Source organism: Saccharopolyspora oryzae (genome assembly GCF_027853915.1).
GTDB classification, from domain to species: Bacteria; Actinomycetota; Actinomycetes; order Mycobacteriales; family Pseudonocardiaceae; genus Saccharopolyspora; species Saccharopolyspora oryzae.
In genome coordinates, this window is the sequence record NZ_JAQGLA010000028.1 from 50,770 (window position 1) to 75,092 (window position 24,323).

24 protein-coding genes and 3 tRNA genes are annotated in these 24,323 nt (G+C 69.9%); 21 read left to right on the forward strand and 6 right to left on the reverse strand.

Annotated features, from left to right (window positions below; translation table 11 throughout):
• Window positions 1–171: 171 nt before the first annotated feature.
• Window positions 172–393, reverse strand: a complete 222-nt coding sequence (locus OU415_RS18505; protein ID WP_270950123.1) for a heavy-metal-associated domain-containing protein — start codon at window positions 391–393, stop codon at window positions 172–174.
• 229 nt (window positions 394–622) lie between these two features.
• Here OU415_RS18505 and OU415_RS18510 point away from each other — a divergent pair, with 229 nt between their 5' ends.
• The 5 genes from OU415_RS18510 to OU415_RS18530 all read left to right on the forward strand — a co-directional run bounded on the left by OU415_RS18510 (window position 623) and on the right by OU415_RS18530 (window position 2,438).
• Window positions 623–862: a hypothetical protein gene (locus tag OU415_RS18510; RefSeq protein ID WP_270950124.1), complete on the forward strand. Its 240-nt coding sequence runs from the start codon at window positions 623–625 to the stop codon at window positions 860–862.
• Window positions 863–1,467: 605 nt separating this feature from the next.
• Window positions 1,468–1,540: transfer RNA gene (locus OU415_RS18515), tRNA-Glu, on the forward strand.
• A 23-nt stretch (window positions 1,541–1,563) separates the two neighbouring features.
• Window positions 1,564–1,640, forward strand: a tRNA-Asp gene (locus tag OU415_RS18520).
• Between the two features lie 29 nt (window positions 1,641–1,669).
• Window positions 1,670–1,743, forward strand: a tRNA-Phe gene (locus OU415_RS18525).
• A gap of 170 nt (window positions 1,744–1,913) precedes the next feature.
• Window positions 1,914–2,438: an SRPBCC family protein gene (locus tag OU415_RS18530; RefSeq protein ID WP_270950125.1), complete on the forward strand. Its 525-nt coding sequence runs from the start codon at window positions 1,914–1,916 to the stop codon at window positions 2,436–2,438.
• 68 nt (window positions 2,439–2,506) lie between these two features.
• On the opposite strand, the gene OU415_RS18535 is transcribed toward OU415_RS18530, so the two are convergent.
• Window positions 2,507–3,097 (reverse strand): TetR/AcrR family transcriptional regulator, encoded by a 591-nt coding sequence (locus OU415_RS18535; RefSeq protein ID WP_270950126.1) that lies wholly within the window; start codon window positions 3,095–3,097, stop codon window positions 2,507–2,509.
• A gap of 54 nt (window positions 3,098–3,151) precedes the next feature.
• Here OU415_RS18535 and OU415_RS18540 point away from each other — a divergent pair, with 54 nt between their 5' ends.
• Window positions 3,152–4,129: an alpha/beta fold hydrolase gene (locus OU415_RS18540; RefSeq protein ID WP_270950127.1), complete on the forward strand. Its 978-nt coding sequence runs from the start codon at window positions 3,152–3,154 to the stop codon at window positions 4,127–4,129.
• 75 nt (window positions 4,130–4,204) lie between these two features.
• Window positions 4,205–5,848: an ABC-F family ATP-binding cassette domain-containing protein gene (locus OU415_RS18545; RefSeq protein ID WP_270950128.1), complete on the forward strand. Its 1,644-nt coding sequence runs from the start codon at window positions 4,205–4,207 to the stop codon at window positions 5,846–5,848.
• A gap of 202 nt (window positions 5,849–6,050) precedes the next feature.
• Here the strand turns inward: OU415_RS18545 and yczE are convergent, their stop codons facing one another.
• Window positions 6,051–6,698 (reverse strand): membrane protein YczE, encoded by a 648-nt coding sequence (yczE, locus tag OU415_RS18550; RefSeq protein WP_270950129.1) that lies wholly within the window; start codon window positions 6,696–6,698, stop codon window positions 6,051–6,053.
• Between the two features lie 61 nt (window positions 6,699–6,759).
• Here yczE and yczR point away from each other — a divergent pair, with 61 nt between their 5' ends.
• Window positions 6,760–8,202: a MocR-like transcription factor YczR gene (gene yczR / locus OU415_RS18555; RefSeq protein WP_270950130.1), complete on the forward strand. Its 1,443-nt coding sequence runs from the start codon at window positions 6,760–6,762 to the stop codon at window positions 8,200–8,202.
• A gap of 290 nt (window positions 8,203–8,492) precedes the next feature.
• Here yczR and OU415_RS18560 read toward each other — a convergent pair whose 3' ends face one another.
• Window positions 8,493–9,191, reverse strand: coding sequence for a hypothetical protein (locus OU415_RS18560; protein WP_270950131.1), 699 nt, complete (start codon window positions 9,189–9,191; stop codon window positions 8,493–8,495).
• Window positions 9,192–9,457: 266 nt separating this feature from the next.
• Between OU415_RS18560 and OU415_RS18565 the strand changes: the two genes are divergently transcribed.
• The 4 genes from OU415_RS18565 (at window position 9,458) to OU415_RS18580 (ending at window position 14,340) form a co-directional block, all read left to right on the forward strand.
• On the forward strand, window positions 9,458–10,585 hold the full coding sequence (locus tag OU415_RS18565) for a S8 family peptidase (protein WP_270950132.1): 1,128 nt from the start codon (window positions 9,458–9,460) through the stop codon (window positions 10,583–10,585).
• Window positions 10,586–10,667: 82 nt separating this feature from the next.
• Entirely contained in the window at window positions 10,668–11,252 is a 585-nt protein-coding gene (locus OU415_RS18570; protein WP_270950133.1) for an RNA polymerase sigma factor, read from the forward strand.
• Window positions 11,249–11,725, forward strand: a complete 477-nt coding sequence (locus OU415_RS18575; protein WP_270950134.1) for a hypothetical protein — start codon at window positions 11,249–11,251, stop codon at window positions 11,723–11,725. The genes OU415_RS18570 and OU415_RS18575 overlap by 4 nt, the downstream gene beginning before the upstream one ends.
• A gap of 86 nt (window positions 11,726–11,811) precedes the next feature.
• Window positions 11,812–14,340, forward strand: a complete 2,529-nt coding sequence (locus OU415_RS18580) for a CHAT domain-containing protein (protein WP_270950135.1) — start codon at window positions 11,812–11,814, stop codon at window positions 14,338–14,340.
• A 46-nt stretch (window positions 14,341–14,386) separates the two neighbouring features.
• Here the strand turns inward: OU415_RS18580 and OU415_RS18585 are convergent, their stop codons facing one another.
• Entirely contained in the window at window positions 14,387–15,556 is a 1,170-nt protein-coding gene (locus OU415_RS18585; protein WP_270950136.1) for a pyridoxal phosphate-dependent aminotransferase, read from the reverse strand.
• Window positions 15,557–15,771: 215 nt separating this feature from the next.
• Here OU415_RS18585 and OU415_RS18590 point away from each other — a divergent pair, with 215 nt between their 5' ends.
• A complete protein-coding gene (locus OU415_RS18590) occupies window positions 15,772–16,977 on the forward strand; it encodes a DUF445 domain-containing protein (RefSeq protein ID WP_270950137.1) in 1,206 nt (401 codons plus the stop codon).
• A gap of 57 nt (window positions 16,978–17,034) precedes the next feature.
• On the opposite strand, the gene OU415_RS18595 is transcribed toward OU415_RS18590, so the two are convergent.
• Window positions 17,035–17,580, reverse strand: a complete 546-nt coding sequence (locus OU415_RS18595) for a CGNR zinc finger domain-containing protein (protein ID WP_270950138.1) — start codon at window positions 17,578–17,580, stop codon at window positions 17,035–17,037.
• Between the two features lie 98 nt (window positions 17,581–17,678).
• Here OU415_RS18595 and OU415_RS18600 point away from each other — a divergent pair, with 98 nt between their 5' ends.
• The 8 genes from OU415_RS18600 to OU415_RS18635 all read left to right on the forward strand — a co-directional run bounded on the left by OU415_RS18600 (window position 17,679) and on the right by OU415_RS18635 (window position 24,296).
• Window positions 17,679–17,894, forward strand: coding sequence for a hypothetical protein (locus OU415_RS18600; protein ID WP_270950139.1), 216 nt, complete (start codon window positions 17,679–17,681; stop codon window positions 17,892–17,894).
• An 11-nt stretch (window positions 17,895–17,905) separates the two neighbouring features.
• Window positions 17,906–18,292: a VOC family protein gene (locus OU415_RS18605; protein WP_270950140.1), complete on the forward strand. Its 387-nt coding sequence runs from the start codon at window positions 17,906–17,908 to the stop codon at window positions 18,290–18,292.
• Between the two features lie 561 nt (window positions 18,293–18,853).
• Window positions 18,854–21,010 carry a hypothetical protein gene (locus OU415_RS18610; protein WP_270950141.1) on the forward strand — a complete coding sequence of 719 codons (2,157 nt, stop codon included), beginning with the start codon at window positions 18,854–18,856 and terminating at the stop codon, window positions 21,008–21,010.
• 374 nt (window positions 21,011–21,384) lie between these two features.
• The gene (locus OU415_RS18615; protein ID WP_270950142.1) at window positions 21,385–21,789 is read left to right on the forward strand and encodes a helix-turn-helix domain-containing protein; all 405 of its coding nucleotides are present in this window, start codon (window positions 21,385–21,387) and stop codon (window positions 21,787–21,789) included.
• Between the two features lie 5 nt (window positions 21,790–21,794).
• The gene (locus tag OU415_RS18620; RefSeq protein WP_270950143.1) at window positions 21,795–22,457 is read left to right on the forward strand and encodes a hypothetical protein; all 663 of its coding nucleotides are present in this window, start codon (window positions 21,795–21,797) and stop codon (window positions 22,455–22,457) included.
• Between the two features lie 219 nt (window positions 22,458–22,676).
• On the forward strand, window positions 22,677–22,973 hold the full coding sequence (locus OU415_RS18625) for a DUF2516 family protein (RefSeq protein ID WP_408641866.1): 297 nt from the start codon (window positions 22,677–22,679) through the stop codon (window positions 22,971–22,973).
• Window positions 22,973–23,710, forward strand: a complete 738-nt coding sequence (locus OU415_RS18630; RefSeq protein WP_270950144.1) for an alpha/beta fold hydrolase — start codon at window positions 22,973–22,975, stop codon at window positions 23,708–23,710. The genes OU415_RS18625 and OU415_RS18630 overlap by 1 nt, the downstream gene beginning before the upstream one ends.
• A 37-nt stretch (window positions 23,711–23,747) precedes the next feature.
• Window positions 23,748–24,296, forward strand: a complete 549-nt coding sequence (locus tag OU415_RS18635) for a YbaK/EbsC family protein (protein WP_270950145.1) — start codon at window positions 23,748–23,750, stop codon at window positions 24,294–24,296.
• Window positions 24,297–24,323: the final 27 nt, after the last annotated feature.

Consider the following 24,323-nt stretch of genomic DNA (forward strand, 5'->3'; position numbering starts at 1 on the left):
AGGTGCTGACCGGGGGTGTGTCAGCGACCCGATTGTGGCACGTGGCGAGGCCCTTTGGGGAGCTTTTGGCGCACGATTCGTGCGTCCGGCACCTCCGGGGCGGGCCCGCTCGGCGGTCTCGCGCAACGGTTCGAGGTGTTATCCCGCGAACCGCGACCCCCGGCGAGGGGTTCAGTTCGCGCTGGGCCAGTCGGTGATGGTGTAGCCGGCCTCGGTGATCGCCGCGGTGGCCGCCTCGCGGCTGAGCTCCTGCTCGCTGGTGACCGACACCCGTCCGCTGTCCACCGACACCTGCACGTCGGTGACGCCGGGGAGCTCGGTCAGCTCCTCGGTGACCGACGTGGCGCAGTGGCCGCAGGTCATGCCACTGACGGTGAACGTTCGACTGCTCATGTGCGTTCCTTCCTGATGGGTCCGCCCCGAACCGGCGGTCGGGGCAACTCTGCCGTTCGTCCAGTGTGGACGATCAACGCGGGTGACCGGCGCAGCGCGAAGATCCGAAGTGGATCGTCACCCCCGAGCGTGATTACTCTGCGTCGAAGTCAAATCACTCTCTGGGGGGCTGCGGGTGTGGACAACCTGTGGATAGCCTGCGCCGGGAACCCGAGGCCGGGGAGGCGTCATGTACGGGTCGCTGGACGTACGGAAGTTCTTGTGGCAGCAGGAAGACGGACACTCGCGGCAGTCGGCCGCGGTGCCCGCTCCGAGAGCTGGTGAGCCCTCGCGGATCTCGCCGGACCAGGTGCACAAGGCCAGGATGGCGGTCGCCCGCGGCGCGGAGAGCGCCGAAGATTGCAGACTCCTGCTGGACATGTTGGGATTGGCTCCCGACGACGACGGACAGCCGCCGGTCACCCGCTGACGGGTGTCGCGCGGAGGCGTCCGCCGGTGGGCGCGACGCCCAGGGCGACGTAACTTCCGGTGGTGTCGTAGATCAACCGTTCGTGGGGCGGGTCGCCCGGACGAGCGGAATCCAGAGTGGTCGCCACCTGTCGGAGCCGGGCTGCAGCAGTCGGCAAGCCGGGATGCGCATCGCGCCGGGCTGCTGCGCGCTCGCCAATAGGTCCGAAGGGCCGCTTCATCTGGATCTGTCGTGCGGTGCTCGTCGGGGCAGTGCGCCGCAGATCCCGAAAAATCGCTCAAACCTGAGTCCCAGGTCACATTTTTGGATCTTGAGCGATTTGTCGGTTTCCAAGCCTGGAGCGAGCCTCGTCGGGGCACTGGGCGCGCCTCGGCGCGTGCTGGGGCTCGCTGCCGTGAATGGTCGAAATCGGCAGGTCAAGGCAGTAGTCTGGCGGGCGGGCGAGGGTCTCGGAGCGGGCGCTCGCGGGGGTCGTTCGGCTTGAGGGACCCCCCTGTTGCAAGCCCGCTTGAGGCATGTCGTAAGCTTTTCTCAACGCCAACGGAGCGGACCTGAAAAGGGAAAGCCGGTTGGAGGCAAGGCCGGGTCGGTTCCGAATCGGCCAAGCCCCCATCGTCTAGCGGCCTAGGACGCCGCCCTTTCAAGGCGGTAGCGCGGGTTCGAATCCCGTTGGGGGTACGAACAACTGAACAGAGAAGCATGGCCCAGTGGCGCAGTTGGTTAGCGCGCCGCCCTGTCACGGCGGAGGTCGCGGGTTCGAGTCCCGTCTGGGTCGCCAAGGCGTAACGGTGCAAACCGGACGCTATCGGCCAGGTAGCTCAGTTGGTACGAGCGTCCGCCTGAAAAGCGGAAGGTCGGCGGTTCGACCCCGCCCCTGGCCACCGCTCAGAGCTGCAAAAAAGCCCCCACCGGGTTCGGTGGGGGCGTTTTTTGTCTCAGTTGCCGGTCTCATGGTTGCCCTGCCCGTTGGCGCGATCCGATGAGTTCTGTCTCGCGGCGTGGTCTGCATGGTGAACGTCCCGTTTTCGCGCCTCGGCGAGGCCGAAATGACATGGCAAGGAGCGTGCACACCGTGGACGAGGAGAACGTGAGCGCCACCCTGGCTGTCGCCGTGCCCGCCGAGAAGGTGTTCGCGGTGCTGGCGGACCCGGCGACGCATCCTGCGATCGATGGCACCGGCTGGGTTCGGGAACCTGCCGATCGGGCGGCGCTGACCGAGGTGGGGCAGATCTTCCGGATGGACATGTACCACCCGAACGCTCAGGACGGTGACTACCAGGTGGCCAACCAGGTCCACGTGCTCGACGCACCGCGCGCCATCGGCTGGCGTACGGGGCATGACCCCAAGGGCGATGGTCACCTGGAGTTCGGCGGCTGGTTCTGGCGCTACGACCTCGTGCCGCTCGGTCCGTCCGACACCGAGGTCACGCTCACCTACGACTGGTCGGCGGTGCCGCAGTCCGTCCGGGAGTACATCCAGTTCCCGCCGTTCGGTCCCGAGCACCTCCCCAACTCGCTGCAACACCTGGCCGAGCTCGTCGCGCCGACGTCCCGTGCCGGGGCATCCGGCGGCTAGGCGGCAGGCGGGCGACCGCCACCGGCAGCGTGCAGGGCGGAACTGGGAACTTCGCCCTGCACGCGGGGTCATGCGGAGAGCTTGGTCTGGACCAGGTCGATGAGCTCTTCGGCTGCTTCCGCGGTGTCGTAGCTCGGGTCGTTGAGCTGCTCGGCGACGATCGCGTCGATTCCACCGCCGATGATGATCGCGAGCGTGCGTTCGTCACCCGCGGCCTTCGGGGTCCGCTCGCTCCTGGCCGCTTCGATGATCTGCGCGAGTGGACGCCACCGCTCGGCGGGCTGGCGCTCGGCGGACTCGTTGGTCATCGCTTCGATGATCATCCTGGTGTGCCGGGGGTGTTCGCGCAGGTGGCCGACCATCGACCGGATGTAGGCGGCCGGACCGTGCGCGGGGTCCGCGGCTTCCACGGCCGCCGCGACCTGGGAGGTCAGCGCGGTCAGGGCGTGTTCGTGCGCGGCGCGGACGACGGCGTCCTTCGACGGGAAGTGGTAGAGCACGGCCGCCTTCGTGATGCCGGCGCGTTCGGCGATCCGCGACAGGGAGGCACCTGCGTAACCGCGATCGGCGACCAGCTCGACGGTGGCCTCGATCAGCTGCTGGCGCCGGGCCCGCTCGGTCAGCGTGAGCTCGGATTCCGCTCGTTCTCTCCTTGACACGCCCCATATTCTACCGATCGGTCAGAAGATTTACCGATCGGTCAGGGAGGAATCGTGGGCAACTCGGAACGGCCTCGCCGGCGCCGCTGGTTGATCGCGCTGGGCGTCGTCGCCGTGCCCGTGGTGGTCGCCGCTTTCGCCATGCGCACGCCCTCGCCGGTGGGGCACTGGGACGGCGCGGAGGGACGCGATCGCTTCCTGGCGGCCTACGACCAGGCGTTTCGGGATCTGCCCGCGGTCGAGGACGCGATCGATGTGCGCACCGACTACGGCGTCGTCCGCTTCTACCGCTTCGCCGGCAGCGGCGAGGCCTCGGCGCCGCTGGTGCTCCTCCCGGGACGGGCTTCGGCGAGCCCGGTGTGGGCGGACAACCTGCCGTCGCTGCTGGAGGTCGGCGACGTCTACACCGTGGATCTGCTCGGTGAGCCGGGCCGGAGCGTCCAGGACCGTCCCATCGTCGACGACGCGGACCAGGCCGCCTGGCTGCACCAGGCGCTCGCCGGGCTCCCCGAAGACCGGTTCCACCTGGTCGGGCTCTCCATCGGCGGGTGGAACGCGGCCAACCTGGCCGTCCGGCAGCCGGAACTCGTCGCCACCCTGACCCTGATCGACCCGGTCTTCGTCTTCGACGACATGCCGCTGGGCACCGTCGTGCGCTCCCTCCCGGCCGCCCTGTCGTGGCTGCCGAAGTCGTGGCGCGACGGCTTCAACTCCTACACGGCGGGCGGCGCTCCGGTCGAGGACGTGCCGGTCGCGCGGATGATCGAGTCCGGCATGCAGCACTACCGGCTGCGCTTGCCGCAGCCCAGCAGGATCACCGAAGAAGCGCTCGCCGGGCTCGACCTGCCGGTGCTGGCGATCATCGCCGGCCGGTCCGTCATGCACGATCCCGGAACGGCCACCGCGACGGCCGAACGCGCGCTGCCCGAGGCGACGGTCCGCGTCTACCCGGACGCCTCCCACGCCGTCAACGGCGAACACCCGGACCGGATCGCCGCCGACATCGCGGACTTCCTGGCGAGGCGCCCCTAGCCGGGCTCGAGAACCAGCTCGTGCCACCGCTTTCCGGGAGTCGCCGCGGTGGTGGTTGCTAATCTCGGCAGTCTCATGTCTGCGACTCTCGTTGCCTCGAACCTCGCCGCCGGGCACGGCGACCGCTCGTTGTTCTCCGGGCTGGATCTCGTCATCGCTCCTGGTGATGTCATCGGACTGGTCGGAGCCAACGGTGCGGGGAAGTCGACCCTGCTGCGGCTGCTCGCCGGGCTGAACGCACCTGAGCACGGGGAGCTGCGGCTCTCCCCGGCCACCGCCGCCGTCGGATACCTGCCGCAGGAACCGGACCGACGCCCCGGCGAAACGGTGAGCCAGTTCCTCGCCCGCCGCACCGGCGTCGCCGCTGCGCAGCGCGTGATGGACGACGCGACCGAGGCACTGACCCGAGGCGCCGCCGGCGCGGACGACGCCTACGCCGAGAGTCTGGAGCGCTGGCTGAGCCTAGGTGGCGCTGACCTCGAAGAACGTGCTGAAGGCGTCGTGGACCAGCTCGGTCTGGCCGTCGAGCTCGAGCAGCCGATGACCTCGCTGTCCGGCGGTCAGGCCGCGCGCGCCGGGCTCGCCTCGCTGCTGCTGTCCCGCTACGACGTGTTCCTGCTGGACGAACCCACCAACGACCTCGACCTCGAAGGCCTGGAACTGCTCGAGGAGTTCGTGCGCGGGCTGCGCGCCGGAACCGTCGTCGTCAGCCACGACCGCGAATTCCTCGCCCGCACCGTCAACAAGGTCCTGGAGCTCGACCTCGCCCAGCAGCAGATCAACCTCTACGGCGGCGGCTACGACGCCTACCTGGAGGAACGCGCGGTCGCGCGCCGGCACGCGCGGGAGGCCTACGAGGAGTACGCGGACAAGAAGTCCGCGCTGGAGGAGCGCGGCCGGATGCAGCGCGCCTGGATGGACAAGGGCGTCCGGAACGCCCGCCGCAAGGCCACCGACAGCGACAAGATCAGCCGCAAGACCCGCTCCGAAGCATCCGAGAAGCAGGCGGCCAAGGCGCGGCAGACCGAGCGGCTCATCGAGCGGTTGGAGGTCGTGGAGGAACCGCGCAAGGAGTGGGAGCTGCGCATGGAGATCGCGGCGGCACCCCGCTCCGGCGCGGTCGTCGCCTCCCTGCGCGAAGCCGAGGTGCGGCGCGGTGACTTCACCTTCGGCCCGGTGACCTTGCAGATCGACTGGGCGGATCGCGTCGCGATCACCGGCGCCAACGGTTCCGGCAAGTCGACGCTGCTCGGCGCGCTGCTGGGGCGCGTCGAACTGGACGCGGGAGCTGCTGCGCTCGGTTCGGGCGTCGTCATCGGCGAGATCGACCAGGCCCGCGCGCTGTTCCACGGTTCGGAGTCCCTGCTCGACGCGTTCTGCGCGGCAGTGCCGGACTCCCCGCCAGCCGACGTCCGAACGCTGCTCGCCAAGTACGGGCTCAAGGCCGACCACGTGCTGCGCCCGGCCACCACGCTCTCGCCCGGTGAACGCACGCGCGCCGCGCTCGCCCTGCTGCAGGGGCGGGGCGTCAACCTGCTGGTGCTGGACGAGCCGACGAACCACCTCGACCTGCCGGCCATCGAGCAGCTGGAATCCGCCCTCGACTCCTACCCGGGCACGTTGCTGCTGGTGACCCACGATCGCCGCATGCTCGACGCGATCCGGACCAACCGCCGCCTGGAGATGGCCGACGGCAAGCTGACCGAACTCTCCGGGTGAGCCCGGAACCCGGCGCCGGACTGGTTCGTCCCAGGCTCTGCAGGGCCGACGTCTTCGGCGGCTAGCGGGTTTCGGCCGCCGAAGTAGGGACGCCCCCGCGCTCAACCGGCCTGGGGGTTACCGGGAGTGCGGGGGCGTCAAGGTCCACCCCTGGGGGTCAGGTGGACGGCGTCCATGCTACTTCGTGGTATGCGAGATGTCTCTAGGGGCAGAGATCTTTTTTCTCGCGGACCACCGCGAATCTCAGGAAGAGCTGGGTCAGCGGACCGATCGATGTTGCGTAGAGCACGGTTCCGACACCTACCGTGCCGCCGAGCACCCATCCGACGGCGAGCACGCAGACCTCGATAGTGGTGCGCACCACTCTGAGCGACCACCCGGTCCGGGCGTGCAGACCGGTCATCAAACCGTCCCGCGGTCCCGGTCCCAGCCGCGCTCCGACGTACACCGCGGTGGCGAGCCCGTTCAGCGCGATCGCGAAGACCATCAGGGCGAGTCGGGCCGGGAGCGAGCTGAGCTGCGGGGTCATCGCGAGGGTGAAGTCCACCGCGAACGCGATGACGACCACGTTGGCCACCGTGCCGATGCCCGGGCGTTGCCGCAGCGGTAACCACGCCAGCATCACGAGCACGCCGGTCAGCGCGGTCACCGCGCCGAAGCTCCAGTTCAGCCGCTGCGACAAGCCCTCGTGCAGCGCGTCCCACGGGCTCAGGCCGATTTCCGCGCGGACCATGAGGCCCATGCTGATCCCGTAGGCGGCCAGGCCGCCGAGCAGTTGCGCGAACCGGAGGGCCGGTCGAGTCCTGATCGGAAGCGGCGAGAGGTCCACCTGAGCTGGTAACGAGGCCATGAGCTCTTTATAGACCAATATTGGACTTCAAATCGAGAGCCAATCCCACTACATTGGATCCATGGTTTTCACGACCTCCGCCCAGATCCACGGGCGCAAGCTCGTCGACCTGCTCGGTTCCTGGCACGGCGCGGACCGGCCGTCGTCGCAGTTGCTGGCCGCCGCGGTGCGGCACCTGGTGCTGGACGGACGACTCCCGCCGGGCACCCGGTTGCCTGCCGAGCGCGAGCTCGCGGAAAGCCTCGGCGTCAGCCGGACCCTGGTCGCCCGGACGCTGGACCGGCTGCGCGAGGACGGCTTCGCGGCCAGCCGGCGGGGTGCGGGGTCGTGGATCAAGCTGCCGGATTCGGATCGGGACAACGAAGCGCACGGCGGCTGGTTCCCGCCGGAGAGCACCGAGGTGCTGAACCTCGCGCAGGCCACGCCCAGCGCGCCGCCGGAGCTGTGCGCTGCGGTGGACCGAGCGCGGCTGCGCCTGACCGAGCAGCTGCCGACCCACGGTTACCAGCCGCACGGTCTGCCGATCCTGCGCGAGCGGTTGGCCGAGCGGTTCACCCGGCGCGGCCTGCCGACGACCCCGGAGCAGATCCTGATCACCAACGGCGCCCAGCACGGCTTCGCGCTGGTGCTGCGGATGCTGGTTTCGCCTGGTGAGCGCGTTCTCGTGGAGCACCCCACCTACCCGAACGCCCTCGAAGCGCTGCGCGGCCTCAACGCGATGCCGGTGGCGGTGCCGATGGTCGAGGACGGTTGGGACCTCGAGCTGCTGACCGCGAACCTGCGCCAGACCTCGCCGCGGCTGGCCTACCTGATCCCGGACTTCCACAACCCGACCGGTGTCCGGCTCGACGCCGAAGGCCGCGATCGGCTCGCCCGAGCACTGGCCCGGACCTGCACGAATGCGGTCGTCGACGAAACCCTGGTGGACATCGACCTGACCGACGAGCAGCCTCCGCCGCCGATGGCCGCGCTGACCGACCGGGTGATCACCGTCGGCTCGGCCAGCAAGTCGTTCTGGGGTGGGCTGCGGCTGGGGTGGATCCGGGCGTCCGAGGACTTCGTGCAGCGCATGGTCGTCGGGCGGGCCGCCCTGGACCTCGGCAGCCCGGTGCTCGAGCAGCTGGTCCTGGCCGAGCTGCTGACCGACGCCGACGAGGTCCTGGCACGTCGGCGCGCTGAGGTGGTCGAGCGGCGGAACTGCCTGGTGGACGCCCTGCGCGAGCACCTGCCGAGCTGGCGCTTCCGGATCCCCGACGGCGGGCTGTCGATGTGGTGCGACGTCGGCGCGCCGGTGAGCAGCCGGCTGGCGGTGGCGGCGGAGCAGCACGGTGTGCGGGTCGCGCCGGGCGCGCGGTTCTCGGTGAACGGTTCGCTGGAGAACTGGGTCCGCCTGCCGTTCACGCTGCCGGACGATCAGCTGGTGGAGGCCATCCGCCGCCTCGCCGCCGCTTCCGCTGCGGGTCACGGCGGTGGACCGACGGGCCTGACAGCTCCGATCGCGTGAAACGTGCGGGCGGCCGTCCGCATTCAGGACGGCCGCCCGCGCACCGCCGACCACCCGTCGGCACGGCCCCTCGTCGTGCCGATGAGCGGTTCGAGCGGTAGGTGTCGCCCCGGTGCCGCAGGGGCATTTGCGGCACCGGGGCCGGGGACCACGCCTTCGCGGTTCGGCAGGTCAGCGACGTCGCCGGGAGGCTGGTGGTGCCCCGATCCGACCCGGCCGGGCGCAGACGGCCGACTCGGAGCTTGGGTGCGCGATGACCAGAGTCACCGCCGAAGCGGTTCGGTGCAGCGTCAGTCGGGAGATGCTGACGGTTCGGCGGACGACAAACCCGAGATCGGGCGGTTTTCCGGGTGTTTCGAGCCGACCGTCCGCGGGTTGGTCAGGCTCGGTCCGGTCGGCAGCACGACCAGCGCACCGCGCAGGTCGCCGGTCCCGGAAGCGGGTTGCGACGGGGCGTCGGTGTCATGATCGCTGCTGTTCAGAGGTGCTTCGTCGGCTGAGTCGGGGTTGGGCGCACGAGGTTCCGCAGGGCTGTGGGCGTGGGTGCGCTCAACGGCGACAGGTTCCGGGGGCGACGGCTCGGCTCGCGCGGCGCGGGGTGGCGCGGCGGAGGGCTGCTGCATCGACGGCAGCGCGGTCGGCGCAGCCATCGGGGTGGGATCCGGATCGTCGACCGAGGCAGGCGGTTCCTGCTGGTCGACCGGTGCCGGCGGTTCGATCTCCACGGCGTCGGGCGGCTCGGGCTCCGGGCGCTGCACCTCGTCCAGTTCGGGGTGCAGGTCCTCCGCGCGCGGCGGCACGACGTCGAGCTCTGGCGGGGCGATTTCGACCTCGACCTGCGGCTTTTCGAGGTCGGGCTGGTCGGCGGCTTCGGCGATCGAGTCCGTGCCGAGCCAGCCGCCGAGGCAGATGCCGCTGAACAGCGAAACCCGCGCGACGAGCAGGGCGAGCCGCGACCTGGGGCCGCGCAGTGCGCAGCTTCCGGTCACGATCACCACCGCCTGTCGGTCGGGTCCCGCGCGGCAGAGCGCGGCATCAGCGTTGGTTGCGCCGTGATCGACGCCGTTGGTGGCATTCAACCACTTCCAGCGGCTGTTTCGCGCCACCGACCGCGAGGGGAACAGCGGTCGTGCCTGCATTCTCCACGCAATCGGGCGACTGGGGAAGATCTGCGCCGCCGTCGGTCGGGTGAGTCCGGTACCGGCGGGCGGCGTGTCCGCTGTGGACGGACGACGTGCTGGGCACAGTGTCCGCTGTGGATCAAGGGAGCGGAACTCAACTCGGGATCGGTGAACTCCGGCAGCTGTGGGCGGCCTACGGGCACGACCTGCTGCTGCACGATCCGGGCGGGAGCGGTGAATGCCTGGTCCGGCGTGGTGAGCTGATCACCTCGGCGGCGTCGCTGGACCCGGTGCTCGACCGGTGCCGGAGGTGGGTCGACGACGTGCAGCACGACGAGGAACTGCTGCTGGCCAGGGTGCGGTTGCGGGGCGCGGAGCGGGATCGGTGCGTCGACGTGGCGCGCGAAACCAGCGGTGCCGCGGCCAACCACGTGCACTTCGGAAGCCCGGTCATGTACGGAACACCCGTTATGTACGGCACCGGTGCGGAAGCGCAGGCGGCGTCTCCGATCCCGGAACCGCCCGCGGTGCAGTGGGATCCGGCGGTGGTGGTCGGGGTGCTCGACACCGGTTGCGATCCGCATCCGTGGTTCCGGGACCGGCCGTGGTTCGAGGCGGTGCCGGAAGAGCTCGACGCCGACGACGACGCAGGTCAGGACCGGCAGGCCGGGCACGGGACGTTCGTCAGCGGAGTGCTGCTGCAGCACGCGCCGGGAGCGGTGCTGCGGACGCAGCGGGTGCTCTCCTCGCTCGGCTTCACCGACGACTACACGGTGGTGGCCGGGCTGCGTTCGCTGCGGTTGGCCGCTGCCGCGCGGGGTGAGCGCATCGGCGTAGTGGTGCTGACCGCCGGCTGCCACACCGCCGATGACGAATGCCCGCCGATCCTGCGGGAGGAGCTGGAGCACTGGTCGGACGCGGTCGTCGTGGCGGCGGCCGGGAACCAGGCGCGGAGCAGGCCGTTCTGGCCCGCGGCCCTGCCGTCGGTGGTGGGCGTGGCCGCGACCGGGGCGGACGGCGCGGTGGCGGAGTTCTCGAACTTCGGGCCCTGGGTCGACGCAGCCGCGCTCGGCGCTGATGTGACCAGCAGTTTCGTCCAGATGGCCGGTGGCGGTGTCCGGAACTTCGGCTATGCGAGCTGGAGCGGGACGTCCTTCGCCGCGCCGCGAGTGGCGGCGGCTGCTGCCACCGCGCTGCACGAGGGCCGGACTCCGGCAGAAGCACTCGAAATCGTTCGCCAGGACTACCCGTTCGAGCGGTAATCGGCGCGAAGTGAATCTGTACGGCCTGCTCGCTCCTCTATTACCCGGGGGCCGAAAGATCGAGAGCGGGGAGGAGCAGGTCGTGCAGGAGGTCGGGGAGACCGGTGCCGGGGCGGTGCTGTTGCGCCGGGCGGCGGCCGGTGATCAGCGGGCGTGGCAGGAGTTGGTGGACTGCAACGCGTCGGTGGTCTGGGGTGTTTCGCGGGCGTTCACCACGAGCACCGCGGATGCCGAGGACGTCTGCCAGGCGACGTGGTTGTTGCTGGCGGAGAACCTGGATCGGCTGCGCGATCCGGGATCGCTGTCCGCGTGGTTGGTGACGACCGCGCGCCGGGAATCGTTGCGGTTGCACCGCGCTCGGAAGCGGGAATCGCCGGTGGGGCTGGATTCCGAGGCGCTCGCGGTGGCCGAGCACGCCGAGGATCCGGAGCACAAGGTGCTGCGGGATCTGACGAGTTCGCGGTTGGCGCAGTCGTTCGCCGAGTTGCCGCAGCGCTGCCAGCAGCTGCTGCGGGTGCTGGCGGTCGCGCCGGAGGCGAGCTACGCGCAGGTCAGCGAGGTGCTGGGGTGGCCGCGCGGCACGATCGGGCCGAAGAAGAGCCGGTGCCTGGCGGAGTTGCGGCGGCGCATGCTCGCCGCCGACGTGCCTGAGGAGGTGGCGGGATGAATCCGCAGCTGCCGAGCGAGCTGCGCGGGTTGCGCGATCTGTTCCAGTCCTGCGATCCCGTTCCCGAGCGGGCGCTCGCGGGCGCGTACGCGGCGATGTCGCGCCGGTCGGGTTACCGGGATCCGGTGGCGTTGCAGTTGATCGGGGATTCCGCGGAGTCGCTGGCCCAGGTGCGTTCCATCGGTCCGCCGGAGCCGCGGGTGCTCACCTTCGCGATGCCGGGCCGGGTGCTGGAGCTGGACCTGCTCCCGGTCGAGGAGGACCGGTACGAGGTGTCCGGCATGGTGCTGAACCGAGCGGGCGGCGCACCGCCGGCCGGGGACGTGGTGCTGCGGCACCGGGTCGGCGAGTGCGCGGGCTCGTTGGACGAGCACGGTGCGTTCCGGGTGGGAGATGTCCCGCGCGGTCCGCTGAGCGTGGTGTTCCGGCCGCTGCGGTCGGAGCCCGCCGTCGCGGATTGGCTGGTCTGTTGAGCGCCGGGGCGGCGGTGGCACCGCCGGATCGGATCGGGTCCGCGACCTGGTGGCGGGACAATGCCAGCTCGGCGCCGGATGACGCGATGCGCAAAGCCGTGGAGCTGCTGTCCGATGCGGACGGCGAGTTGCGCGCGCTGGCCCGCCACATCGCGGCTTTGGCGGCGGTCGAGCAGGGGCGGGTGCGGCAGGCGCACCGGCACGCCCGTCTCGGACTCACCGCTGCGCGCCGCGCGGAGCGGTGGCGGTTGGCCGGGCAGTTGCAGCTCACGTTGGCGTGGATCGAGCTGGAGCGCGGCGACGTCGACGCCAGTTGGGCGAACCTGGTGGCGGCGGAGCCCCAGCTGTCCGCTGCCGAGCAGGGGCGCGCGGCGTGCTTGCGCGGACTCCTGCACTGCCAGGGCGATCAGCACCGCGAGGCACGTGCCGAGCTGACCCGGGCGCTGCGCAGCCTGACGGCCGACGACGACCGCCGTTGGATGGCCAACGCGCTGATGGGCCGTGGTCTGGCCAACCTGTACGAGAACCGGTTGGAGGCTGCCGAATCGGATCTCGCCGCAGCGGAACGGGTTTTCGCCTCAGCAGGTCAGGCCGCGCGGGCGGCGGGGTGCCGGCACAACCGGGGTTGCGTCGCGTTCCGGGCCGGTGACCTGCCGCGCGCGTTGCGGCTGTTCGAGGAAGCCGTCGCGGCCGGCTTGGACGTGCGGTCGAGTCCGGAAGCGCTGGTCGATCGCGCGGAGGCGTTGGCCGCGGCCGGGTTGACCGCCGATGCGCGAGCGGTGATGGAGCAGGCGGCGGATCGGCTGGCGGCGTGCGGCAGGGCTGGGCGGCTCGCGGAGACCAGGCTGGCGCTCGCCAGTTGCGCGTTGCAGGTCGACGACCTGGTCGCCGCGGTGCAGGCGGCGACCAGCGCGCGTCGGCTGTTCCGCACGCAGCGCCGTCCGGCGTGGGCGGCGTTGGCGACAGCCGTGGTGTGGCAGGCGAAGCTGCGCGCCGGCCAGTGCTCGCGGTACTCCTTGTCGGCGGCGCGGCGAGCGGCTGCTGCGTGCGCCGAGTTCGGCTGGACCGGCTTGGCCGCGGAACTCCGGCTGACCGCGGCCAGATGCGCGGCGCGGGCGGGAATGCGCGCGGCGTCCCGGAAATTGCTCGCCATGTGCGCGCCGTTGCGGGAAGTCGTCGAGTCGCCTCCGCAGCACCGTGCGCTGGGGTGGTTGGCCGAAGCTCTGCTGGCCGAGCAGGACGATGACGCCGAGCGGCTGTTCGAGGCGTGCGAGGGTGGTTTGCGCGCTGTGGACGGTCAGATCTCCGACATGGCGGCCTTCGAACTGCGCGTGCACACCGCGGGACTGGCCGCTGAGCTCGGTGATCTCGCGGTCGGTGCCGCGTTGCGCAGCGGAGATCCCGAACTGGTGCTGCGCTGGACGGAGCGGTCCCGGGCGAGTGCCCTGCACCGCCGGGCCTTGCGGCCACCGGTGGATCCGCAGCTGAACTCGGCCCTGGTGCGATTGCGTTCCGCGGTGCAGGGGACTCAACGCACGCGGGATCCGAAGCAGGCGCTGCGGGCAGTCGCCGGGTTGGAGGAGCAGGTCCGCCACCGGGCGATCCTCGTGGAGGGCCGAACCAGCGGGCTGCCGATGCAGTCCGGGCTGGACGAGCTGGCGGCCGAGCTCGGTGACGCCGCGCTGCTGAGCCTTTGCTCCTACCGCGGCAGGCTTTTCGCCGTGTCCATTGTGGATGCGAAGGTTCGGTTGCACGTGCTCGGTCCGGAGTCCAATGCGCACGCGCAAGCGGCTCGACTTCGGCACCTGCTGGCCAGGCAGGCGAGCGGTACGGCGCCGCGTGCTGCACCGATGTTCGAGTACGGAGCTCGGCAGGCGGCGGAGGAGCTGCAGGCCCAGCTCCTGGACCCGGTGCTGCCGGCGCTCGAACGGGGGCGTCCGCTGGTGGTGGTTCCGACCGGGCGGTTGCACGTGCTGCCTTGGGCGGCGTTGCCGGCCTGTCGAGGTCGGGGCGTCACGGTGTCGCCGTCCGTGCGGTGCTGGCTGCGTGCGGCGCAGGACGCGCGTGCTGCGGATCCGGCGGGTTCGGCGGTGTGGATCGCCGGCCCCGGGCTGCGCCACGCGGAGCGTGAGGCGCGGGCGCTGCACGGTGCGGCGGGCGGTCGATTGCTGGTCGGCGAAGTTGCGATCACCGATCGACTTCTGTCCACTGTGGATGGCGCTGCGGTGGTGCACATCGCTGCGCACGGCAGGTTCCGCGACGACCAGCCGCTGCTGTCCTGCCTGGACCTCGCGGACGGTCCGCTCTACGCCTACGACCTCGACAGGCTGCACCGCGGTCCGGCCACTGTGGTGCTGTCGGCCTGCGACGTGGGCCGGTCCGCGGTCAGCCGAGGTGATCAGCTCAGCGGCCTGGCGACCACGCTGCTCGGCCGCGGCACCGCGACGGTGATCGCCAGCGTCGTCCCGGTCCCCGACGAGCGAACGGTCGGCGTGATGATGTCGCTGCACAGGGCCTTGCGCGGCGGAGTCGCACCGGCCGAAGCGCTCGCCGCGGCCCAAGCCGAACACGGCGAATCAGGATTCGTCTGCCTCGGATATGGAGGTGATCGATGACCACTTCCCCGAGCGGGTGAGCCGACCTGCGGGCGTCCCGGGATCGTCAGCGGAGCTTGTGGAGGCGGCGGACTGCTTCGTCGAGGACCTCGTCCTTCTTGCAGTACGCGAAGCGCACCAGGTGCTTGGCGGGTTCCGGGTTGTCGCAGAAGACCTGGACCGGGATCGCGGCGAGGCCGATGCGTTCCGGGAGCGAGCGGCACAGCTGCTCGCCGTCGTCGAAGCCGAGCGGCCGGACGTCGGCGCAGATGAAGTAGGTGCCTTCGCTGTGCAGCACGTCGAAGCCGGCGTCGGTCAGTCCTTCGGCGAGCCGGTCGCGCTTGCGCTGCATGTTCTGGCGGAGCTGCTCGGCCCAGTCGAGCTCGTTGCGCAGCGCGTGCGCGACCGCGGGCTGGAACGGGGCGCCACCGACGAAGGTCATGAACTGCTTGGCCGCGCGCACCGCGCCGACCAGCTCGGCCGGTCCGCAGACCCAGCCGATCTTCCATCCGGTGGCGTTGAAGGTCTTGCCCGCGCTGGAGATCGACAGCGTGCGCTCGGCCATGCCCGGCAGGGTGGCCAGCGGGTGGTGCTCGAGACCGTCGTAGAGGAGGTGCTCGTAGACCTCGTCGGTGATGGCGATGACGTCGTTCTCGCGGCAGACCTCGGCGATGGCGGCCAGCTCGGCGTCGGTGAACACGGTGCCGGTCGGGTTGTGCGGCGAGTTCAGCACCAGCGCGCGGGTCTGCGGCCCGACGGTGGCGCGCAGCGCGTCGAGGTCGAGCTCGAAGCGGTGGTCCTCGCCCTGCCGCAGCGCGACGGTCCGGCGCACGCCGCCGGCCATCGCGATCGCGACGGGGTAGGAGTCGTAGTACGGCTCGATGAGCACGACCTCGTCACCGGGCTCGACCAGCGCGATCAGCGCGGCGGTCAGCGCCTCGGTGGCGCCGCAGGTGACCAGCACCTCGTCCTCGGGCCGGTGCTCGATGCCGTAGCGCGCTGCGCGGTGCTCGGAGATCGCGGCGCGCAGCTCCGGCTCGCCCATGCCCGGCGAGTACTGGTTCACGCCGTTGGCGATCGCCTCCTGCGCGACCCGCAGCATGCTCTCGGGGCCATCGGTGTCCGGGAAACCCTGGCCGAGGTTGACCGCGCCGGTCTTCCTGGCCAGCTCGGTGATCTCGGCGAAGATCGTCGCGGTGAACGGGCGCAACCGGGTGGTGAGGGCTGGAGTACGCACGTCTGCCGACACTAGTCGAAATGGCAGGCCGAATGCGGATCCAGCTCGCAGCCGTCCGAGGAGTGGTACTCGCACGGGCTCCCACCAGGGCGAACGGCGCGGTGGGCGGCACGTTCGGTTCGCCGACGGCGTGAGCACTGGTCGAGCACTGCCACAATCGATATGTGCAGCCCACATCGGTTTCCGACACTGACAAGCGCCGGCGCCTGCGGCGGATGAAGGCCGTCGCCGGCGGGCTCCTGCTGTTCGCGGCGCTGGTCTACATCTTCGCCCGCTGGCAGGAGAGCAACGGCGCCGCGTGGGCGGGCTACGTGCGAGCAGCTGCCGAGGCGGGCATGGTCGGTGCGCTGGCGGACTGGTTCGCGGTCACCGCGCTGTTCCGGCGCCCGCTCGGGCTGCCGATCCCGCACACCGCGATCATCCCCACCCGCAAGGACGTGATCGGCCGCAGCCTCGGCGACTTCGTCGGCTCGAACTTCCTGTCCGAGCAGGTGGTGCGCGACAAGCTGCGCCGCGCGGAGATCAGCAGGCGGCTCGGCGGCTGGCTCGACGACGGGGACCACGCCGAGCGCGTCACCTCGGAGCTGGCCACCGCCGTGCGCGGCGCCGTGCAGGTGCTGCGCGACGACGACGTGCAGGCGGTGCTGGAGCAGGCGGTCGTGCGGAAGGTGCTCGCGCAGCCGTTCGGCCCGCCGCTCGGGCGGATCCTGTCGCAGGTCTTCGCCGACGGCTCGCACCACAAGCTGGTGGACCTGGTCTGCGACCGGGCCTACGACTGGGTGCGGGACAACCACGAGACGGTGCTGCGCGTGGTCAGCCAGCGCGCGCCGTCCTGGTCGCCGAAGTTCTTCGACGCCATGGTGGCCGACAAGATCTACGTCGAGGTGCTGTCCTTCGCCTGGGCGGTCAAGACCGACCCCGAGCACCCGATGCGCAAGGCCGTCGACCGCTTCCTGGTCGAGTTCGCCGACGACCTGCAGCACGACCCGAGGACGATGGCCAAGGCCGAGCAGATCCAGCAGCAGGTGCTGGAGCACCCCGAGGTGCAGAACCTGGTCGCCTCGGCCTGGGGCACCGCGAAGAAGATGCTGCTCGACGCGGCCGAGGACCCGTCCAGCGAGCTGCGCGTCCGGGTCCGCGACGGGCTGCGCTCGCTGGGCCGCAGGCTCGTCGAGGAGCCCGACATCCAGGCCAAGGTGGACGGCTGGGTGGAGGGCGCCACGGTCTACGTGGTGTCCAACTACCGCGACGAGCTGACCACGTTGATCACCGACACGGTGGAGCGCTGGGACGCCCAGGAGACCTCCCGCAAGATCGAGCTCCAGGTGGGCCGCGACCTGCAGTTCATCCGGATCAACGGCACCGTCGTCGGCTCCCTCGCGGGCCTGGCGATCTACAGCATCTCCCAGCTGTTCTTCTGACCTGCGGGGTCCCGCGCCCGGGAGGCGCTGCCTGGAACCGGCACGCCTCCCGGGCGTTCAGGCGGACGTGGTGTGGCGTTCCCGCCAGGAACGGGCCTTCTCCCGGTTCCCGCACACCCGCATCGAGCACCAGGTCCGGGAGCGGTTGCGGGACCGGTCGTAGAACGCCCACAGGCAGTCCTCGGCCGGGCAGATCTTGATCCGGTCCCAGTGCCCGGTGTGCGCCAGGCGGGCCGCCGCCACCAGCACGGTTCCCAGTGCATCGGTGCCGGTCAGCACGGGTATGCCCTGCTGCAGGCGGACCTGCACCGGCCACGCGGTGGTCAGCTCCGGAGGCAGCCCGTCGCAGGAGACAGCGCTGCGCATGGAATCGCGGATCTCGCGCGCCGATTCGACGTCGGAGGCCACCCCCAGGCCCCGGTCCGCGCACCACTGCTGCCACTGGTCCAGATCGTCCAGGCGTTCGACGCCTTCGTCCACGTCGTAGGTGTTGAGGAAGGCGAGGACTAGCTCGATGTCGTGATCGAAGTCGAGTTCGACCGCCTCCAGCGTCGGTGGTCGGACCGCCTCCGGAGCGACAGCTCTGCTGTTCACGAACACCATCGTAAGCCAATAGGGGGTTGCGGCGAGTCTCTGTAACCGCCATAGTTCATACGCTGGTTAGTAACCGATAAATCAGTGTTGGCGGTTAGGAGTTCGGAATGAACCCGCTTCAGATCGAGCCGCAGGACACCGGGCACGCGCTGTCCGTCGCAGCGGCCCGCCGGACGGAGCTCGACCGAGCGCTGAGCGAGGGCGGCAGGCTTCGGCCACGCTGGCTGGACCGGTTCGCCGTTTGGTGGGCGAAGGCCTCGGCGGAGTTGAGCCCCGGCGCGGCCGTCGACCCCGGACCCCCGCCGCGCGGCTGCCTGAACTGAATGGAGGAGCGATGACCGAGCTCAAACTCGCGGCGTTCGCGATCGACTGCCCGGACCCGCGGAAGCTGGCCGAGTTCTACGGCCGCCTGCTGGGCTGGCAGATCGACGAGTCCGAAACCGAGGACGACTACTGGGTCGAGCTGGCGAACCCCGACGGCGGTGCGCCGCTGGCCTTCCAGCGGGACCCCGGCTACCGCCCGCCGACCTGGCCGAGCCGCGACGTGCCGCAGATGATGCACCTGGACATCCGGGTGCAAACCCTCGAAGAGGGCCACGAGCGCGCGATCGCGGCCGGCGCCACGCCGCTCCCGCAGCCGCCCGACCAGCTGACCTCCAGCTGGCGCGTCTACGCCGACCCGGACGGCCACCCGTTCTGCATGTGCGCCAGCCAGGAGTGACCCCGGGCCCTGCTCCACGAACCGCGGAGCAGGGCCTGATTCGTGCGAATAGCAGCAACATTCAGACTGCGTGCAGGCGTTTGTGGGTGACCAGCTCGACGGGAAGTGGCAGCCCTAGGGGAGGTATTGGAAGTTTCTTTGCAGTCCGCGTTTGGGTGGTAATTGACCGCGTTGAGCTCATGGTCGGTCAGAGACGGCTGCCGCTTGCATATGAAGTTGACAATCACGGAGCAGAAAGATCACACTGAGCGATGATCATGTGACAGGTGGTTACATGATCGGCGCAACCGCTCCGGATAAACCGGAATCGCACACGTCAGACTTGTTGAGCTGCGTGTGATGAGTTGCTGGCACTGCACCACGCGGTTCTGTCCGCGAGACCAGTGGCTCACCTGACTCCGCCGAACGCCGGTCGGAACCGAGCGGGGCCGGAGATGTGAACCGGACCCGGGACGTGACGACGCACGCCGCCCTTGGGAGGCGCGCAGCGGCCGTTGATGCCCAGCGTCAACGGTGAGGAGATTCGCTCCGAGGCGCGCTACCTCCGAAGAGGACGATTTGATGACCACCACCCTGGTCGGGGCCTTCGACGCTAACGACGAATCGACCGTCCCGCCTCTGACTCGCCGTCCTGATGAGCCGAAGGCCCCAGAGCCGCTCTCGAGACTGCGTGGTGCCTGGAAGGCCCTGGCTGCCAACCCGCTCTGCGAGCGCGCCTTGGACGACGAGGCCAGGAGTGCTATCACCTTCGGCGCCGTGGACCCCTCCCACTTGAAGGCGCTCGCCAGCGTGAACGATGGCGTCAACCTTCTCGTTCATAAGCCGGTCGCAGGGGGATCCCTGTATTTGGTCGGACCGCACCGCCGGTATCTCGACCTCTTGCTGCTGCCCGATATCATCAACGGGCGCTGGGGCGACACCATCCTGACTGCGATGGATCCCGAGGCGGACGGGCAGCCTCCGGCCTACAGCACTCTTCACGTGGACGACGGCGATGGAGTCGAACGTCCCCTGGCGATTCTCACGATCCGCATGCGCGATCGGCGGGCTCTAGCCGAGGCCGTGTACGACAGCATGGTCAGCACCTACGAAGCCGATTCCAAGCGGCGCAACGTCTACACCGACAGCATCCTCCAAGAAGGGGTTAAGGAACCTCTGACGTTGTTCCTGGTGCGGGTGCTGTTTGACGACGGAACGGGGGAGACCTATCTCGTCGCGGGCGACGGCAACAGCCGGCTGATCAGCCTGTGGCTTGCCAGGACCGGCGGCGACATCCACGAGGCCGTACGCGCCTGCGTGGCTGCCGTCATCGGTTCGGTTGACAGGAAGTCCCCCCGCCGTGCGCCCGAATTGCGCAGAACTCGGAATGCGGTGGCGGCCATGGCGGAGCGCGTCAGGGCTGGATTGGCCGAGGAGCCGCTCACCGAGGCGACTCGCCGTGAGGGGCACACGCTTAGCTTCCCAGCCATGGTGGTGGTCGGCGCCGTGGATGACGACGGCGCTTCCATGCCCGACCTTGTCGTCGGCCGAGATGACCTCTTGAGCAATCTGCATACCCGAGTCACCCCGTGGTCGGAAACCGCGCAGAATTCCCAGGGCATGCGACGGGTCTACCGCAACGCCCGCATCGCAGGCCATGTCACCGACTCCGAGTACGAGATCCTCGTCGGCACGGCCGGAGTCGACGATCTCCATTCCCGCCTTGGCCTGCCACCGCACCGTCTGTGGGCATCCGCGGTGCACCAGCACGTTCTTCTGGCCGGGGCACGGGCGGTGCGGATGACCGAGCTGCTGCGCCAGGAATTCGGGTTCGGTCGCGCTGACCGGCAACTCGTCGGCAAGCGCACGGGTGCGCTGATCCTGTCTCCCTACCGCAGCGACACCATCGACCAGGCACTCCGAGCCTTCGATAACGGCGGAACTATCACCGACGTGGTCTGGAAGCGTCCCTGGCATCTCACGAAGGGATCGGATCCGGTTGGCGTTCTCGATGAGGTCCTCGCCAAGGCGCTAGGCGACGATGAGGCAGCTGTCGCGGAACTAACCGTCCTCGGCGGGACCGCGGCCATCCTGAGCGGGCTGATCACCCGGGACCGCGGTTCCAAACTGGGGGTGAAGCCCGAGCCTCTCAAGACGCCTTACCGGGCCACTCCCACTCGACTCCTGACGCTGCTTGCCTCGACCGCCGGGGGCCGGAGGATGCTGCATTCGATTGCCTGCGCCCATGTCTTGGATCACCGCAACGTCAAGGCATTCCATACGCGCGCTGGTGAGGTCGACGGCCACATGGTGGAGGACGGCGATCCGGTCATCGACAAGGCCCATGCTCAGGAATCGATCCGGTTCGAGTGGGATCTTGCCTGGCGTGCCGACGCCAGGCTGGCCGAGGAGACCGTCGCCGCAACCCGACAGGAACTGGCCGCGGTAGGGGAGGGGGATGGTGAACTTGCCCTCCCGCTACACGCAAAAGAGCGGAGGAACCTCGATTCCGCGCTGACCTCCGCGACTAGAGCCGCCCATGCGCTCGCCGAGCTGTCCGGGACGGACCCCATCGGGCCGAAGGTGTTCGAGTCCTGGGAGACCGTCAGCGAGTGGAAGCGGCGTCTTCGCGGCATCGAAGAGTTGCTGGGGTACGGGCCGAAGAAGCCCCTGGAGCCGCTTACCGACACCATGACCTCGGTCTTGAGCCAGGGAGACGAGGAAGTGGAGGACGACTAACGGCTCCTGCATAGTCCTGCGTCGAGCCGTATCACCCGCCGGCGGGTCGATGCCTAAGTCATCGGCCCACTCCATGCTTGAACGACGCGGTCAATGGTGGGATCGGACTGGTCTTGTTGGTGTGGTCTCGTGAGCGTGCGCAGTTTCGGCAGCGGTTGCCTTCAGCTGGGTTGATCTGGCGGATGGGGCTCTGCGCGGCGTCGCCGAGCGTTACTGGCTGATGGGCGAATCTGCTGGCCTCGTCTCTGGGTGGGGAGTGGCCGACCGGCGTGGCTCGACACGATGTGGCGGTCCCGCGAACGGGTGCAAGCAGGGTGCTTGCAAGAGCTAGCACTCGTGCGTATCGTGGTCGGTGACCGGAGAGGTGCTAGCCCGTGGAACGTGTGGACAAAGCAGTCAACAAGGCCGTGAACCAGGCGGTCAGCGATCTCGGCGGCTACATCCGGACGCAACGCAACAACGCCCAGATCTCGTTGCGGCAGCTGGCGAAGCTCGCCGGCGTGTCGAACCCGTACCTGAGCCAGGTGGAACGCGGGTTGCGCAAGCCGAGCGCGGAGATCCTGCAGCAGATCGCCAAGGGACTGCGGATTTCCGCCGAAGCGCTCTACGTGCAGGCCGGGATTCTGGAGCGCCGCGAGAGCGGGCCGGTGGTCGACGCGATCCTCGCCGACACCGAGCTCAACGAGCGGCAGAAACAAGTGCTTCTGGACATCTACGCCTCGTTCCGGCGCGAGCACGACACCGAACCGGACGAGGACAGCCAGCAATCCGAGGAGTGACCACCATGCCGGGTTTCCCGAAGACCGAGGACGTGAACAAGGTGCGCGAACAGGCCGAGAAGACCTTCGGCGACGCCGTCGAGCAGGCCCGCACGCCGCTGCTCGCCGCTCTCGGTGCCGGTGACCTCGCTGCGCAGGCGCTGCTGGACGCGGTCAGCAAGGTCCGCAGCCAGCTCAACGAGCGCGCCGAGGCGGCCCGCCAGGAACTGCCCAACGACCTCAACGAGCTGCGCGGCAAGCTCGACCCCGCCGAGCTGCGCAAGCGCGTCGACGCCTACAGCCAGACGGCCAAGCAGCTCTACGACTACCTGGCCGAGCGCGGCGAGGAGGCCCTGGGCCGGCTGCAGGACCAGCCGCAGGTCAAGAAGGCCTGGAGCCAGGTCGGCACCGCGCAGGACAAGGTCGAGGAGACCGTGGGCGAGGTCCGCGACCTGGCCGACGACGTACTGGGCAAGGTCAGCCGACCGTTCGGCAAGACCGACGAAACCGCCGCCGAGGCTCCGAAGGACGGGGCGGAGAAGACCGCCGACAGCAAGGCGGCGGAGGACGCGGCCCCGGCCGAGGAGTCCAAGCCGGCCGCGACCCGCAAGCCGGCGGCCAAGTCGACCGCGAAGGCCACCGCCAAGCCCGCGGCGAAGAAGGCCGCGGACAAGTCCACCGAGAACTGACGCGCTCCATCACGAACTCCCCGACACGCCCAGACGTGTCGGGGAGTTCGTCCTTCCGCCCGGTGCCGACGATCCGACGCCGGGCGCTCCGCAGTTTCAATTGAAACTGCGGATCTCCCTCACGGCCGATCACAGTTTCAATTGAAACTGCGGTCCTCGAGCTGGGGTGTGGCCGATCGGCGGGTGCCTGCGCACTTGCGCAGCACGTAAGGTGGGGGCGTGTTTACCGGCTTGGCTTTGTACCAGTGGATCCTGCTGGTGATCTGGTTCGCGGGTATCCCGGTCGGGGTCTTCGCGTTCGTGCACGCTGCCCTGCAGCGGCCCGACGCGTTCACCGCTGTGGACAAGCTGAACAAGGTGAAGTGGCTGGCCATCACGGGTGCCGCCGCGCTGCTGCTGATCCTGGACCAGCGCGGCCCGTACGGGATCATCTGGATCGCCGGGCTGGTGGCCTCGCTGGTGTACATCGTCGACGTGCGCCCCAAGGTGCGGGAGATCCAGGGACGGTCCTGGTAGTGGCTCCGCGCTGGGCGACGCACGGCCGCGGCGGGCCGGTGACGCTGGTCGTGCACGGCTTGGGCGCCACCGAGGGCGAAGCCCGCATCCCCGCTTCCGGACTCCCGGGCACCCGGGTCGTCGTCATGCTGCCGGGGCACGGCGAGGCCCCGGACGCCCCGTCCGGCTACTGGAACTACTCGTCGATCGCGGCGGACGTCCTCGCGGTCGCCGACGAGGTCGGAGCGACGCGCGCGGTCGGTGTTTCGATGGGCTCAGGTGCGCTGACCCGCATCGCGGCCGAGCACCCGGACCGGTTCGAGCGGCTGGCGCTGCTGCTCCCGGCCGCTTTGGACCGCCCGCGCAGCATCGCAGCGAACTGGTCCTTCGAACGCCTCGCTGACGCGGTCGCCGCTGGTGACGGCGCGCAGTTGCGCAAGCTCGTCGCGGAAGACCTGCCGCCGGGCGCCGAACTCGGGGACTACGTCGAGCAGCGGGCCCACGCGCTGCTCCGCCTCGAAGACGCGCTCCGCGAACTGCCCGAGCAAGCACCGCTCGCGGACGCGTCCGCGCTGAGCTCGGCCAACTCCGACGTGCTCGTCGTCGGGGCCACCGACGACCCCCTGCATCCGGCCGAGGTGGCCAAGTCCGTGGCCGCCGCCTTCGCCCGCGCGCGGCTGGAGATCTTCCCCTCGCCCGCGCCGATGCTCACCCACCGCCGCGAGCTGCGCCGCCTGCTGGTCGACTTCCTGGCCTGAACGACTGCTGCCCGGCGGCGGTTCGTATCGTCGTGGCATGGGTGCTGATTGGTCTTTGGCCGCGGGAACGCTGGACGTCGCATCGGCGCTGGAGCGCCTCGACCTGCTCGCCGCCCCGGTCGCGGAGTCGGTCCGGGAGCTCGACGACGCGCGCATCGGGGCGACCGAGATCGACCCGGACCTGGCGGACACCGCTGCGTTCTGCGAGAAGTACGGCTCGCCGCTGGAGCTCTCGGCGAACTGCGTCGTCGTCGCGGGCAAGCGGTCCGGCGAGGTCCGCTACGCCGCGTGCGTGGTCCTGGCGACCACCCGCGCCGACGTGAACGGTGTGGTCAAGCGCCGACTGGACGTCCGCAAGGCGTCCTTCGCGCCGATGGACGAGGCGGTCGAGCTGACCGCCATGGAGTACGGCGGGATCACCCCGTTCGGCCTCCCCGCGGACTGGCCGATCCTGGTCGACGCCGAGGTGGCCAAGGCCCCGGCGGTGGTGGTCGGCAGCGGCGTCCGCCGGAGCAAGCTCATCACCCCGGGCGAAGTCCTGGCCCAACTCCCGAACGCAGAAGTCCTGGAAGGCCTGGGCCGCTGAAGGTCGTGTGCGCCGGGACCCGGCCCC